9 protein-coding genes and 3 tRNA genes are annotated in these 15,504 nt (G+C 39.7%); all 12 read right to left on the bottom strand.

The annotated features are described in order from the left end of the window. Positions 1-4 precede the first annotated feature (4 nt). Positions 5-2,008 (bottom strand): penicillin-binding transpeptidase domain-containing protein, encoded by a 2,004-nt coding sequence (locus ACJQWY_RS02650; RefSeq protein WP_407076209.1) that lies wholly within the window; start codon positions 2,006-2,008, stop codon positions 5-7. A 249-nt stretch (positions 2,009-2,257) separates the two neighbouring features. Next, positions 2,258-3,820, bottom strand: a complete 1,563-nt coding sequence (gene rny / locus ACJQWY_RS02655; protein WP_407076210.1) for a ribonuclease Y — start codon at positions 3,818-3,820, stop codon at positions 2,258-2,260. Positions 3,821-3,963: 143 nt separating this feature from the next. After that, positions 3,964-5,517, bottom strand: a complete 1,554-nt coding sequence (locus ACJQWY_RS02660) for an HAD family hydrolase (protein ID WP_407076211.1) — start codon at positions 5,515-5,517, stop codon at positions 3,964-3,966. A gap of 198 nt (positions 5,518-5,715) precedes the next feature. Further along, positions 5,716-5,789, bottom strand: a tRNA-Met gene (locus ACJQWY_RS02665). Positions 5,790-5,798: 9 nt separating this feature from the next. Next, positions 5,799-5,888: transfer RNA gene (locus ACJQWY_RS02670), tRNA-Ser, on the bottom strand. A gap of 150 nt (positions 5,889-6,038) precedes the next feature. Continuing rightward, on the bottom strand, positions 6,039-7,751 hold the full coding sequence (locus ACJQWY_RS02675) for an HAD-IC family P-type ATPase (RefSeq protein ID WP_407076212.1): 1,713 nt from the start codon (positions 7,749-7,751) through the stop codon (positions 6,039-6,041). A 415-nt stretch (positions 7,752-8,166) separates the two neighbouring features. Then, positions 8,167-8,250, bottom strand: a tRNA-Leu gene (locus ACJQWY_RS02680). 56 nt (positions 8,251-8,306) lie between these two features. Continuing rightward, a complete protein-coding gene (locus ACJQWY_RS02685; protein WP_407076213.1) occupies positions 8,307-10,505 on the bottom strand; it encodes a Tex family protein in 2,199 nt (732 codons plus the stop codon). A 2-nt stretch (positions 10,506-10,507) separates the two neighbouring features. Then, the gene (locus tag ACJQWY_RS02690; protein ID WP_407076214.1) at positions 10,508-10,951 is read right to left on the bottom strand and encodes a hypothetical protein; all 444 of its coding nucleotides are present in this window, start codon (positions 10,949-10,951) and stop codon (positions 10,508-10,510) included. A gap of 84 nt (positions 10,952-11,035) precedes the next feature. Beyond that, positions 11,036-13,726 carry a cation-translocating P-type ATPase gene (locus ACJQWY_RS02695; RefSeq protein ID WP_407076215.1) on the bottom strand — a complete coding sequence of 897 codons (2,691 nt, stop codon included), beginning with the start codon at positions 13,724-13,726 and terminating at the stop codon, positions 11,036-11,038. Positions 13,727-14,019: 293 nt separating this feature from the next. Next, positions 14,020-14,220: a cold-shock protein gene (locus tag ACJQWY_RS02700; protein WP_407076216.1), complete on the bottom strand. Its 201-nt coding sequence runs from the start codon at positions 14,218-14,220 to the stop codon at positions 14,020-14,022. A gap of 224 nt (positions 14,221-14,444) precedes the next feature. Continuing rightward, complete coding sequence (locus ACJQWY_RS02705) at positions 14,445-15,488, bottom strand: linear amide C-N hydrolase (RefSeq protein WP_407076217.1); 1,044 nt, start codon at positions 15,486-15,488, stop codon at positions 14,445-14,447. Positions 15,489-15,504: the final 16 nt, after the last annotated feature.

A 15,504-nucleotide genomic window follows, 5' to 3' on the forward strand; every position in this document is an offset into this window, starting at 1 on the left:
AATCTTACTTATAATTTTGCTCTAAATAATCAATAGAAGGCTTAGCCAAGACGTCAGCTTGTGGATTATTATCTTTTCCATTCAAGACTGAATTTTCAACAATATATAAACCAGTAAATTTATTATTTTGGGCGTCATGTACCGATACTAGCGCATTTTGGTTATTATTACCCGTCTCCGCAGTTCCCGTTTTGGCAGCTAATTTAAAGCCATCATTATAAAGCGCATGTGCATACCCGTCTGCATTTTCGACAATCCCTAATTCATCATCTAAAATTGTCTTTACATGTTCAGAAGTTGCCACATCCTTAATTACTGTTGGCTTTTTATTATCCATCAATAACTTAGGCATCACAATTGATCCATCATTATCTAAGAAGTTAAACATCGTCACCATTTCAATTGGTGTGACGGACATTTCACCCTGACCATAAGCACTATCTACTAATTGCTTATCGTTTTCTAATTTACCACTATTGCTATAAGAAGGGCTAGCCATATTCAATGGTAATTTGTAATCTCGTCCAAATGTAAATTTATCGTGCAGCGCTTTTTCAAATTTATCACGACCAACCTTTAAAATTTCTTGCGCAAAATAAACATTATCCGAATGTTGTAAGGCAGTTTGTAAATTAACATCTACATCTGAATTAACCCGCGTCACGTTATATGGCGTCCATTTTTTACCCTCAATATGATGCACTTCATCCGGATTCAAAGTGCCATTTTCCAGCCCAATCGCCGCTGAAACTTGCTTAAAGGTAGAAGCCGGGGCATAACCTTTATTAAAACGCTCCATAAATGGATAGTCTTGATTATTAGCTAAACTACTATAATCTTGCACCATCGTTTCTTGTGCGAAAGATGGGGATGAGACAACCGCTAATAATTCACCCGTTTTCGGTGCTTGAATGACTGCTGCACCAGGCTTACCGGCAAAGCCATCATACGTTGTCTGTTGCAGGTTAGCATCGATAGTCAGCTTAATATCTTCACCCTTTTCAAATTTTCGATTCAACAAAACCTTGTCAGGAGTGCCATTTTCATTCAAAATTTGATATTTAACAGCTTCTTTACCGCGTAGGCGTTGATCTAAGCTCTTTTCTAGACCGGCACGTCCAATGATATCATTTCCACTCAAAGACGGATTTTTAGCTACATCATCAGCCGTCGCAGTCCCTGTATAGCCTAATAACAGACCGAAAGCAGCCCCCTTGGGGTAAGTGCGCTCGTAGGCCGTTTGCACCGATGCCCCATCATTTTCATCATCCCCTTGGTAGTCGTCATCTGTTAAATTTTTAACAGTATATCCCCAATCTGGATGATCATGATACGCATTGATGCCCTTGGCGATTTCATCTCCTGAAACATTATACTTGTTTGCGACATCGGCAACTTTAGTTTGATCAATGCTACCATCATCATTTATAAAATAGCGCGGAACAATTTTTAAAATTTTCGTAGCTTGATTGCCCGCTAATACTTCACCATTTCGGTCTAAAATTTCACCACGCTCACCACCATCTTTAAAGATGTTCAATTTTTGCGATTTATGTAGCCCCGGAATAATTAAACTATTACTATAAACAATGGTGGCCTTTTTATCCTTGACCTCAATGGGTACCCGATATTGTTGATCTTTAATTACCCCAATTGGCGTCGTTAAATCCGCTCGATATTGTAATAAATATTTATGTGCACCCTGATGTACCGTTTTAATATCAGTAACTTTAACCTTATTAATCCCTAAATATTTAAAATCAGCGTTCATTTTTTCCGCAGGGTCCTTGGTTGATACGCCGTTTTGTTTTAAGCTAGCTTGATCAACTTGTTTGAACAATTTTTGATAATCACGTCGTTCAAAATTCTCTGCATATTGATGAGCAAATTGTTTTGCCTGACCATTTTCAGTTGCCGATGATTGATAATACCACCAGCCTAACCCACCAGCTATTATCAATGCCGTAACCGTCCCACCTAATATCCAGCCCTGTTTTTTTGTAACCATACCCTACCCCTATTTAAACCTTTTTTACCTGATTAAATTTAAGACAATCATACCGCATTTTAGATAATTTATAAAACACTTTTCATAAATTCTACACCGATTTTCGCCAATCAAAAAATTCACAATTTAAACATTACTTGGTAAATTTAAGCCTTTATCAGCCCATCTTAACGAGTTTTACATAATACGCATCACCAACTAAAATGGTTCTTCCATCAAAAAAAGATGGCACCAAATGCCATCTGTTTTTTATTTAGCATATTCTACTGAACGTGATTCACGTATTACTGTCACCTTGATATGACCTGGATAATCCAAATCATGCTCAATTTGATTCTTAATATCACGCGCCAAAACCGTAGCTTCAACATCTGAAATTGCGGCAGGCTCAACCATCACGCGAATTTCGCGTCCGGCTTGAATAGCAAAGGACTTTTGAACTCCATTAAATGCGTTCGCAATTCCTTCTAATTGTTGGAGTCGTTGAACATAATTTTCTAACGATTCAGAACGTGCTCCAGGGCGCGCCGCTGAAATTGAATCAGCTGCCGCAACTAAGACGGCAATATTTGATTCAGGCTCCACATCCCCATGATGAGATGCTATGGCATTAATAACAGTTGCTGGTTCGTGGTACTTGGTTGCCAATTCAACACCCAATTCCACGTGTGAACCATCCACTTCATGATCAACTGCTTTACCAATATCGTGTAGTAATCCTGCGCGCTTCGCAAGCGTAATGTCTTCACCTAACTCAGCTGCCAACAAGCCGGTTAGTTTTGCAACTTCAATCGAGTGAACTAAGACATTTTGTCCATAACTAGTTCGATAATTCATACGACCAATCGTCTTAACCAAATCTGGATGAATATTATGGAGTCCCAAATCAAAGACTGTTTGTTCTCCAACTTCTCGAATATGTTCATCCATTTCTTTCCGTGCTTTATCAACGGTCTCTTCAATCCGAGCGGGATGAATCCGCCCATCAGAAATCAACGTCTCTAACGCACGTTTTGCAATTTCACGTCGAATTGGATCATATCCACTAAGAACGACCGCTTCTGGCGTATCATCAATAATTAAATCAACTCCAGTTAAGGTCTCCAAAGCACGAATATTACGGCCTTCACGTCCGATAATCCGACCCTTCATGTCATCATTTGGTAAGGTTACGACTGAAACCGTCGATTCCGCCACCATATCAGCAGCGGAACGTTGGATTGCTTGAACGACCAAACTTTTAGCACGTTTATCCGCTTCAGCAATCGCTTCTTGTTCACTCTCTTTGATTAACTTCGCGCGTTCACCAACTAAGGATTCTTTCGTTTCAGCTAAAATCACATCTTGAGCGTCAGGACGGCTCATGCCAGCCACTTCAACCAATTTATCTTCTCGATCTTGTACCAACTGTTCAGCATGTTGTTGTTTATCTTTAACACTTTGCCGCTGTTGTTCAAGTTTCGTTTCTTTATCGGCAATCGTTTCTTCCCGTTTTTGCAAAGAAGCGTCTTTCCGATCTAGCACCGATTCACGACTTACCAAACGTTCTTCTTGAGTCTGCAATGCTTGGCGCCGGCTCTGAAGTTCAGTTTCCACTTTTGCTTGGTATTGTTGGCTTTCATCACGCGCTTCCACTAAGGCACTTTGTTTCATGCTCTTGGCTTCCATTTGTGCTTGTTTCGTGATATCTTCTGCAGCTTGGTGTGTTTGCTTTAAACGATTCTCAATTTTCGTCTTTGTGAAAATCGTTCCACCAGCACACCCAATTACGATTGCGACAAGCGACGCAAGGATGATCCATATAACGTTCATCACTGTCTCCTGTCTAGTAAGTTAATTGATTCAACTTATTATAATTACTTTCTTTTGCGCTTTTTAACACCCTTTAATTTTAGTCGCTTTCCTATGTGGTGTCAATAACTGAACTGACCTTTTAACAAACGCATTTTGCCTAATTAGTTGCGCGTTTGATAGACTAAAATCATAGAAATAATTATTCGAATCCCTAGAGCAAATAATGGAGCTAAAATAATCAAATTACCTATAATTAATCCCAAAATCAACCCAAATAATAGCAAAATAATTGTTAGCACATTGAGCCAACGCAAATTTCGATGGCTTATTTTCACAAAGTCATCAGCAGCTTGCAAAACAAATTTCAATTGACTTAAATCATTCATTTGAATATCGACAAAAGGGAGACTATCTCCGATTTCAATCATAATTCGATCAGGCATGCCACTTGGAATTTGTTGATTCGTAATCAACAGCGCATCCTTTCGTGACAAGTAGGTTAACTGCATGGCAATTTTGGCACTTGGACTTAAACCGGCTTTCACTACATTCGCACTATGAAAAATTTCAGGCAAATCACGCACCGAGCCTGATGCATCAGCCGAGATTACTTGGGTCTTAATTTTACGCTTCGTCAATTCATGGTCAATATCAAGTAATGAAAATTTCAACGGAGTGCCATAATTAATGACCCCAATCACCTGAATTCCATCTACAATATATGAAACTGAATTGCCAATAGCTTGATAATTCGCTAAAACTTCTGGGTTGACCGCGTAATTTTTTAAAGCTTCCCGCGCTGAAATCACCGAAAAACGTTCTTGGTGTATGACCCCTGAAATTCCTACTAAGTTAACTTTTTCTGGCTCACTAACTTCACTCGCCGAAATTCCCCGCGTTTTTGCATAGATTGCAAATGCGCTTGATAAGGGGCTCGCAAAATTATCTAACAATCCCGCTGCAATTCCAATCACATCATTATCACTATACCGATCATCTAAACTTTTCACAGAATAAATCTGTGCAGAATTTTCAGTCAAAATACCAGATTTTTCAACAACCATATTTTTAATTCCTGGTAATTGATTAAAAGCCTCCCAACGGTTCACTTGCACCCCCAAATTGGTCAGATGGTTTTTGACTTTTAACCGCTGATATTGCGAAATCATCGTTGACCAACGTACATCAGTAATTAAAATTACCGTTATCAAAGCTGACAAGCCGGTCATTAAATTAATCGTGAGGCTAAAGAAAATTAAGCCATACAAGGCAATAATCCAGGTGACAAAATTCATTCCCACTAAATTACGCTGATCTAAAGTCGTCAACTGATCTAATGGTTGTAGTTGAAAAATGTCAATCACAATTAGTAACAGCGTCACACCTAGCAACATAATAGGTAGAATGACCCACGCATTATTTTTCGCACAAAACAACGTAACTAACCAGAGCACCAACCAGCTAAAAACACCTAGCATTGCCCACCCGACTTCAATTGCCAAACCAGACTCAGCCTGACGCCATTGACGATACATCTGTACGATTAACAACAACAAAATAGCAAAGCTAATCCCCGCTAACACAGGATAGCCATACGGAAGCCAATTTTCTGGTATTTGCCATTGGTGCTGGCGCTGTATTAACGGCCATACTACTCCGCTTAAAATAGTCATTAATCCAATGGCGATTATATAACGTAAGTTTTTAAACTTCATTATTAACGCTCCTAATTTTTTTATAATTCATCTCTATGTATTAGAGTATAGCAAATTTCATTTTAATCTTGGGCAGGCTTTAACAAACCTTATCAAGTTCGGCATCAGTCTGTAGTATCAAAATACTGCTTTTTAATTTTTAATCAAAAAAATCACCGTTGAAACAATATCAACGACGATTTTTTACTGAATATATGATTGCGGGAGCAGGATTTGAACCTACGACCTTCGGGTTATGGGCCCGACGAGCTACCAGACTGCTCCATCCCGCGATAATAAAAAGGAGAATGTGGGATTCGAACCCACGCGCCGGTTTCCCGACCTGACGGTTTTCAAGACCGTTCCCTTCAGCCAGACTTGGGTAATTCTCCATAGCGTTATTTCATAACACATTTAATATTATCTTATATTGCCATTATTGTCAATATTATTTATAAATCTATTAAAAAAATAATTGCACCAATTAAACAACAGGCTTAGTAATANATTCTCCATAGCGTTATTTCATAACACATTTAATATTATCTTATATTGCCATTATTGTCAATATTATTTATAAATCTATTAAAAAAATAATTGCACCAATTAAACAACAGGCTTAGTAATAATACGCCACTAGAACCGATGATTGTTAAATGTAACTGGGGAAAATCATAAATCAATAACATCAAAACTATTAAATTTAGCCCCCACCAGACCAGATAATCCAACCAGTTTTTAAGCCAACCTTTTCGTAATAGCTGTAAAACTTGTATACTAGCATCTAAAGATGATTCGCCAATTATCAGGTGGGCTTGTTTTTCCCGCGGAAATGGTAATGATGTATCAGCCAAACTAATCCCTAAATCAGCTAATTGTAATGCTAATTGATCATTACGGCCATCCCCTAAATAGATGACTCGCCCTTGCTTTTGATAAGCTTGCACCACTTGCGCTTTCATTTGTGACGTTAAATCGGCAGCGATAACATCTAACCCAAGTTGAACCCCCACTTGATTAGCATTACTGTCATTATCCCCCGTTGCCATCACGGTTACCCAATGCCAACGTTTAACCAACTGGACCAGCGCTCGTGCTTGAGGCTTTAATTTTTCTGTCAGACAAATTTCAGCTAAAATCACTTGCTGATTTTTCACTAAGTAGCTCATCGTTTTCCCATTATTCTTCAGTTGTGGTTCAAGGCCCAATTGGCGTACTGCACTCCGACTAACTAAGACATAATGATTACCTTGCCAATCTGCCCCAATTCCCATCAAAATCTTGCTCCATTGTTTCAATGGCAATACTTCACCACCATTCGCTCTAGCGAATTGATTAATTCCTTGTGCAACTGGGTGATTTTGATTTTCTTCTAAGGATACCAGTAAGGACCAAATTAAATGTTGATCTACTCCCGGTTTAATCGTGACGAAATCAACCTCAGCCATGGGTTCCGTCAGAGTTTCTGTTTTATCTAAAATCACATACTCAAAGCCCTTTAACTGCAAAGCGACTGCTAAATTTTGACTGGCAACCTGTAGCTGCCTTAATTTTTTACCAATATGATTTACTAATGCCTTTGAACTAAGCTCCGTCCAAGGTAAACTCCGTAAGATTAACCAAGTAATCAACAATCCCAAATAATCTTTGCGAGAGCAGCTCAAAATCAACAGCATACCCAAGATTGTCGTACTTTCTCGGACTATCACTTGCAGATTCCATTCAAATTTTAATACATCTCCTCGTAATAAATGCATTTCATACATCATTTGGCCCATCAACAGAACCCAAGTACAATTAAGCCAAAGAAACTCCGTAGTATTTTGGGTGATGGCCGCCTGAATTAAAAGTAAATTTCCTGCTAACCAACGCCAAAGGCTCTCCAAAAACCAACTTCTCGTCCACATTAACCAGGCATACGCACTTAAAACGACCAAGCCTACTAAGCTCAGCAGAATCATCATAATTTGTTGCCAAAAAGGGCTCACCCATTCGTAATTAAAACCGTGTAAAATTGATTGTCCCATTAAAATAAACAGACTTAATCCACCAAAACACAAAATCATTTGCAACATCCACTGACTTTTTTTTAAAGCCTGAACTAAATGTTTACTAACAAGTAAAGGATGTTTGAATGGTGCTGATTGTTTTGCAATTGCAGGCAATGTTGCCTGTGAATTTGTCATGCGTGGCCAATGTGATTTTGAAGCAACTTTACTTAACCAATTTGCATGTTTATCAGATTTAGTCATCATTCATCCCTCCTTGTCAAATTTGTTTCTATTGTATCATGTTGGTTTATCTCATACCGTAACTATCTGTTTATAATTTTTTTAACTTAATACTACATACCATGTGTCACCTAGAAGGTAATCAAACTGTCCATCAAATTCTTTTGCGTAGCCAGTAAATTTAAAAAAGTCCCTTATTCAGATTCCCTTTTGTTCGGATTTCCATGGACTCCCACTTATATTGCTATAAGCGAAGAAATGAAAGAAACCACTACGAATATTTTTACTAATTTAGTTAACTTCTAAAACTACTAAAAAATTAATATAAAAAATACACAGTTGATGTGCATTCAATTCGATTCAGATATATGTATAAACAAAAGAAACCCTACCAAATCAACGCTTACGTTGACTTACCGGGGTTTCTAAATCTTGATGATGCGGGCGGCGGGGGTCGAACCCGCACGGTATTTCTACCACAGGATCCTTAGTCCTGCGCGTCTGCCAATTCCGCCACGTCCGCAATTATCTATCTTAGATAACTAACATAGATAATTCTATCAAATTCAAGCTCATTTTTCAATGTGTATTTTCTGAAACTTGATCTTGAAAGAGGGTCAGACCAATTCGTTCGCGTTGAATATCTACATTTAAGACCCAAACGGTCACGACATCACCCACCGCAACATGATCATGTGGATTAATTTTACCGCGTCGCTGCTGCTTGGATACCATATTATTCACATGAATTAGGCCGTCTTCGTGCACGCCAATATCAACAAAAGCCCCAAAATCAACCACATTTCGCACAGTACCTTGCAGTTGCATCCCAGGCTGTAAGTCCTTAAGCGATAGAACGTCCGTCCGTAAAATAGCTCCCGCTGATGTCGCTCGGACATCACGGCCCGGATGAAGCAATGAATCTACAATATCCTTTAAAGTTGGTAGTCCAATTACCAACTCCGCCGCAACGGCTGGCTGAGCTAACATGGTAAGCTGTTGCTTTTGCTGCTCAACCGGTTGACTAATATCAACCTTTTTTAACAACTTCTGGGCAACAGCATACGATTCAGGATGAATATCTGTATTATCTAAACGATTGATTCCATCAGGTATCCGTAAGAAACCAGCCGCTTGTTCAAAAGCTTTGGGTCCTAATTTTGCAACCTTTTTTAGTTCATTACGCGTTTTGAAAGCTCCGTTTTGATCCCGATATGCAATAATATTTTGCGCCGTTGTCTTATTCAAACCGGCAATATGCAACAAAAGTTGGGGTGAGGCAGTATTTAAGTTTACCCCAACTTGATTGACCGCACTTTCCAAAACTTGATCCAATTCTTGAGTCAACTCTTTATCAGGCAAATCATGTTGGTACTGCCCCACGCCGACCGCCTGAGGATCAATTTTAATTAACTCCGCCATCGGATCTTGCAAACGCCGGGCAATTGAAATCGCAGAACGCTGCTCAACTGGCAAATCAGGGAATTCTTGCCGAGCGATATCAGATGCAGAATAAACAGATGCCCCCGCTTCATTGACCACGACATACTTCAAATCAGGCAAATCATGCTGAATGATATCAGCAATAAATTGCTGTGATTCACGAGAAGCAGTCCCGTTCCCAATCGCCACTAAGGTTACTTGATATTTTTGAACTATCTCTATAATCTTTTTTTTAGCCCCAACTGGATCATATTTGGCCGCTCGATGTGGATAAATCACCGCTTTATCTAGGAATTTACCATTCTCATCTACGACCGCTAACTTAGACCCCGTTCGGATTCCAGGATCAAAGCCAAGAACCACTTGCCCACGCAATGTTGGCCCCATCAATAGATGATACAAATTTTGCCCAAATACATGAATGGCATCCGCATTGGCTGTTTCCGTTAATTCCTTGCGTAATTCTCGCTCAATTGCCGGACCAATAAAGCGCTTATAAGCATCATGTGCCGCTTCCACTAATAAATCAGCTGCCCAACCATGTCGCTGCCCAACTAACCGAAATTTCAAATAACGTTCAATTGCATCTTGATCAACTAGGATATTAACATTTAAAATCCCCGTCTTTTCACCTCGATTCAAGGCTAAGATTTGATGATTTTGAACGTTTTGAATTCGTTGTTGAAATTCATAATACAATCGATAAATACCTTTAGGGTCTTCGGCTGCCGCTTTCTTTTTCAAGTGCGCAACAATTTGTCCATTTTTTTGCGTATAATTGCGAATCCAGGCCCGTAAACCAGCATTTTCTCCAATCACTTCCGCAAAAATTTCGTGAACTCCAGCCCGCACATCCGCCAAGTCATTTAAACTACGGTCAGGTTGCACGTATTCCGTGGCCACCGCTTCAAAACTTTGGCCAGGAAAAGTCTGTACTAATTGCGCTAATGGCATTAAACCAGCTTCTTTAGCAACAGTGGCTTTGGTTCGCCGTTTTTGCTTAAAGGGGAGATAAAAATCTTCCACACCTTGCATCGTAGTTTGCGCATTTAATTGTTGTGCCAATTGCGCCGACCATGCCCCCTGTTCCACCAATGTTTTTTGCACGGTAACTTTACGCGCTTGCAAATCTTCTAATTTCTTCGCAGCAGCCTGCACATCCCGAATTTGTACTTCATCTAAATTGCCCGTCGCCTCTTTTCGATAACGCGCAATAAAAGGAACTGTATTCCCAGCCTTTAATAAATCGAGCGTGGCTTGAACTTTAGTTTGTGGCAGGGTCAAGGTTTGAGCGACTTCGGGAACTACATCTACCGCTTTAAGTTCCGCTATCATTATTACATCACCGTTTGAAAAGCACGCCGCGCTTCTTTCATAAATTCTTCCATCAAATTATCTTGATCAATTTCTGATTGATTAAATGCTGCTTCATCAATCGTTTGATCGGTGATATTTAAAGCCCCCGCCATTACTTTCGTGGCTTCGTAATATTGTCGAAAGGTTTTTTGCATAGCACCATGCAACCCAATTAAGCGAACTGGTGCCTTCATCTGGTCTAAAGTATCTGCCACTGCGGCGTATACTTCAACGACATCATCAAACTCAGCTGAAATTTCAGCAAATTCAACCTTAGGCATGTCGGCCACGGTTCCAGCTTCAATGGCCGCCTTCAATTTTTCAAAATAAGGTGCAACATTCGTTCCTGTTGTTTCAGTCTCCTGCAACTTATCAGACAATTGCATTGCGTATTCGCGCGGATTAGCAAATTTTTTCTTCATCATCATTCCCTCGTACTTCTATTTTTTTATTTCATTTTTTAAACAAAAAAGGTTGAGTTAACCCTCAACCTTTTATATTATACATGATTAACCTTTGTTAAAAAAACGGCGTTGAATAAATTTAATAATCTCGACAACTGGAATAATCGTAAATGAAGCACCCAAAACAATTAGCCATTGATGCCAATCTAAGTGTGTCACATGGAAGAGTTGGTTAAAGCCAGGTACAACAATCGTCACCGCCAAAGCAATTATTGAGATTAAAATAGCCCAATTAAAGGTCTTATTACGCCAAGCGCCAACCGTAAAGATTGATTGATAAACTGACTTCGTATTAAAGGCATGGAATAATTGAATCAATCCCAATGTCGCAAAGGCCATGGTTAATGCATCTGCGTGGGCTGCCCCACTAGCGGCATGTACTGGATACGTAATGCCAAACCAATAAACCCCTAATGTGATCAATCCTTCAATAATTCCTTGATAGATAATGGTGCTCCCCAGCCCATTCGATAGAAAATCACTCTGCCGACCACGTGGCTTTTGTTTCATAATTCCGGGTTCGACCGGTTCCATCCCCAACGCAATCGCTGGGAACGTATCAGTTACCAAATTAATCCATAAAATATGGACCGGTGCTAGGATATTCCATCCCATCATCGTCATCACGAAGAGAGTCAAAACTTCACCCAAATTAGCAGACAACAAATATTGAATGGATTTTTGAATGTTAGAGAAGACTTTGCGTCCTTCCCGCACTGCATTTACGATTGTCGCAAAATTATCATCGGCCAAAACCATGTCCGCAGCGCCCTTTGACACTTCCGTCCCTGTAATTCCCATAGCAATTCCAATATCAGCAGCTTTTAACGCAGGTGCATCATTCACCCCGTCTCCAGTCATAGCAACCACCTTATTTTGTGCTTGCCATGCCTGCACAATGCGCACTTTATGTTCAGGTGCAACACGCGCATAAACACTGTACTGACCAACATTAGCCTTAAATGTTTCCTCATCCATGGCATCTAAATCAGCTCCAGTAATAACCGCTTCACTCCCTTGACTATCATCCAAAATACCAAGGCGACGTGAAATAGCTTCCGCTGTCACCTTATGGTCACCGGTAATCATCAAAGTCCGGATTCCAGCATGCTTGGCTTCCGCTACTGCTCCAGCAACTTCGCCACGCTCAGGGTCAATCATGCCGACCAAGCCGACAAATGTTAAGTCTTGTTCAACTAATGCTGAAGTTAATTGATTCGATGCAGGCAATTCATCGAGCATTTTATAAGCAAACCCTAAGACCCGCAAAGCATCTTGAGCCATCGCCATATTCACGGCTGCAATATGCTTTTGATCATCCTCAGTCATCTTGACCACTTGATTTTGCTGCAAACGCGTTGTCGCCTTTTGCAAAAGTTCATCCGGCGCCCCTTTAACTGTCACCATGAACTGATTACCAAAGGGATGAATGGTTGTCATTAACTTTCGTTCAGAATCAAATGGAATTTCCGCAACTCGTGGGTATTGCGAGAATAATTGCTTTAAATTGCGTCCCTGAGCTTCATTAAAAGTAATCAATGCCGTTTCAGTAGGATCACCTAATTTTTCACCTTCAGAATTAATTTTAGTATCATTATTTAATGCTAATAAATCAGCCAAACGTTCAGCTGAACCAGCGACAGGTGTATCAGCTGTAATTAAATTTTCATCAACATAATACTTCTCAACCGTCATTTTATTTTGCGTTAAAGTCCCCGTCTTATCAGAACCGATAATCTGGGTTGATCCTAAGGTTTCAACGGCTGGTAAGCGTCGCATCAAAGCATGTTGCTTAGCCAATTGTTTGGTTCCTAAGGCCAAGGTAATTGTCACAATCGCTGGCAAACCTTCTGGAATCGCCGCAACAGCCAAGGAAATCGCCGTCAATAACATATCAACCACTCGATTACCACCCGACACTTCCGGCGCCCGAAACATTCCTACAATAAACACAATCACGGCAATTACCAAAATTAAATAAGTTAAAGACTTTCCAAGCTTTGAAAGATTAACTTGTAATGGTGTTTTAGTTGTTTCCGTCGTATCCAACATTCCGGCAATATGTCCAACCTCAGTTTGCATTCCGGTTCCAGTAACAATCCCAACACCACGCCCGTAAGTTACGTTGGAATTCATAAAGCCAAGATTAATCCGATCACCCAAAGGCAAATCATCAGCAGTCAGCGTTTCGGCTTGCTTTTCAACAGGCACTGATTCACCTGTCAAAGCTGATTCCTCAACCTTCAATGAAGCTGACTCAATCAGTCGCATATCAGCAGGAATAACATCCCCAGCCTCCAAGCTTACAATATCTCCAGGTACCAATTCATTGGCCGCTAAAGTTTGAATCTTACCATCCCGTAAAACATTGGCGTTTGGGGCCGACATCTTTTGTAGCGCTTCAATCGCCTCGTCTGCCTTAGCTTCTTGATAAACACCAAAGACGGCATTCAAAACCACCACCGTCATAATAATAATCGCATCCGCTACTTCACCAGTTAACCCAGCAATCACCGCGGCCACGATTAAGACAATAATCATAAAGTCTTTAAATTGATTTAAAAACTTTTGCCATAAGCTTGTCTTCTTCGTCCCCTTTAGTTGATTGGTCCCAAATTCGGCCAATCGCTTTTGGGCTTCCGCGGTCGTTAAACCGACCTTTGCATCACTGCCCACTTCAGCAAACACTGCTTGCACACTTTTTTGATACAAAGGCTTTGTTTGTTCTTCTTTCATCCTATCCCTCCAAGATTAAATCTGCTTGGACCACCAGGAGACATAAAAAGACTCATAGTGGCGCCAAAAAGCCACCATGAGTCTCACATTTTAAGGATCACCGGAATACAAAATGTATTCTTGTTGACGATGAGACCAAGAATTAATTAAAATTCTCCGTTACTCCCTCATGATTTTTTCTAATTTATTTAATTTTATCATATTTAAATCTAATTTTCCAATTACTTAATATTTTATTTAACAAAAAAAGCCGGAGCATAAATACTCCAGCTTTTTAAATTGTAAGGTTTAAATTAGTCCTTAACAACGTTAACAGCTTGCAATCCGCGAGCCCCTTCTTCAACGTCGAAAGTAACTTTTTGTCCTTCGTCCAATGACTTGAATCCATCAGTTTGGATAGCTGAGAAGTGTACGAATACATCCCCACCATTTTCGCGTTCGATAAATCCGAATCCCTTGTCTGCGTTAAACCACTTTACTGTTCCTTGTTCCATGTCTGAAACCTCCTTGGCACATGCCATATATAATAAATCAAAAATCAACGTGCCATACATTTGGTAAAACATAAAACAAAATTGCTTTTTAACTCGCTTTTTATTATAACACCAACTAATTTATAAAGATACATTTTAATCACGTACTTTTGTATTTTATTTCCAAAGGTCCATTCCTACGCTGTTTTTAGTCACCAACTTCATCGAATTATAAAACCAAATTTCTATTTAACATTAAAGTGATAAATTTTCCCATAATTACGATCCAAAGCGACATCCATTTGCAAAGTTTTTTGGTTATAAACGGAACTCCATTGTGTTACTAATGGCCTTCCATCAGGATATTTCTTATTAGATTGCGCTGCTTGTAAGATCTGCATCGCCTCAGGCATGCTCATCACTCCCTGCTTCTTAGCGAGGGCATGATCAGCAATCGCATATCGATCTTGCCCACTCCCTTGATTATATTTCTCAGGGGTCAGATAGAAATTAGTAAGCACTTGATATTTTTTATCCATTGGTAAAATTTTCATTTGATTATCAACATACTCGACTACAACACTCTTTCCTGATTGATCTGCAATTTGGAAATGAAAGGCTGAACGTGCCGAACTATTCATATCATATTGTTTTAATAAATGAACCGCTTCATCCACATTTTTAGCTTGATCCAATAACATCCGTAAAGCAATGGTTGTTGTCACACCTTTTTTACCAGTATCTTGTTTTGTCGGTTGATCAGCCAATCGCAAAACCCCCACACTCAAGCCCTTTTCGTTCATCCCATCTAATGGAATATAAGGGGCCACTAGTTCTAACGCTTTTGACATTGGACGATTAATATTATCAGCCTCTACGCCGACTAAACTAGGATCTACCATTGAGATACTTTGATAGCCATGAGATGGCTTGGTTTTCACAATCATCGCCGGTCCATTATCTAAATCATAATTGCGGGCAAACAAATGGTCGCCACTTGGAGTTTGTGCATTAAAAGTTGTACAACCTAAGTTTGGGACATTCACCTGAACTGGCATCCCTTTCAATAATTTTTTAGCCGCAAATTTTGCTAATTCCTGATCGCTGTTCACCCCTTTTTGTAACAATTCATCCAAGGCATAATCTCCTTTATAATTCATTTCATAAAAGGGCTTATCATTAATTTTTTTCACCGTCGCCAAAGTTACTAACTCATCTTTAAACAACAGACCAATCCCTAAAATCAATAATACCAATAAAATACCTAACCATTTTAGTCCACGTTTCATGCTCATACTCCTAATT

Source organism: Weissella kandleri (assembly GCF_045504165.1).
Taxonomy (GTDB): Bacteria; Bacillota; Bacilli; order Lactobacillales; family Lactobacillaceae; genus Weissella; species Weissella kandleri_A.